The 411-nt window shown below is 66.9% G+C and carries 2 protein-coding genes; one reads left to right on the top strand and one right to left on the bottom strand.

Annotation, left to right across the window (positions count from 1 at the left end; genetic code table 11):
* Positions 1–162 (bottom strand): poly-beta-1,6-N-acetyl-D-glucosamine N-deacetylase PgaB (locus AC0L3U_RS38545; RefSeq protein ID WP_473364983.1); only part of this gene is annotated, 162 nt, incomplete at its 3' end.
* Here AC0L3U_RS38545 and AC0L3U_RS38540 point away from each other — a divergent pair.
* On the top strand, positions 100–411 hold a 312-nt coding region (locus tag AC0L3U_RS38540; protein ID WP_473364984.1), incomplete at its 3' end, for a hypothetical protein. The genes AC0L3U_RS38545 and AC0L3U_RS38540 overlap by 63 nt on opposite strands.

The raw sequence follows: 411 nt of genomic DNA, 5'->3' as shown, positions 1-411 counted from the left end.
CGCATACACCGCAGCATGGGCGCGGGTGTGCAACTGCCAGGAGACGCGGTTGAACAAGTCGGCGCGCACCGGCAAATGACGGTTGGGGAAGTACAGCGAATGCACCAGGCCGTCACCTTTCGGGTCGGCGAAGGCTTGCAGGAATACCGTGCCGGCGCCCATGTCGACGACGCGCTGGACCAGTTGGTCGAGGTTGCGCGCTTGCTGGGCCGGGTCGGGGTCGATGAAGGCTACCTGCTGCTGGTGCGTCACCAGCCCGATGCCGGGCTTGCGCGGTTGCGCGCCGGCCTGACGGAAGCCCGTGCCTGCCGTGACATCAGCGTGCTGATCGGGCATTGCGTGATCGCCAGCTTCGAAGGGCGGCGAGGCGATTTCTCCACTGCCTTTGCCGAGTTGGCCGAGGCCGAGCGC

The sequence above is a fragment of the Bradyrhizobium sp. Kon69 genome, from assembly GCF_055807515.1.
This window is presented reverse-complemented; position numbering and strand designations above follow the sequence as displayed.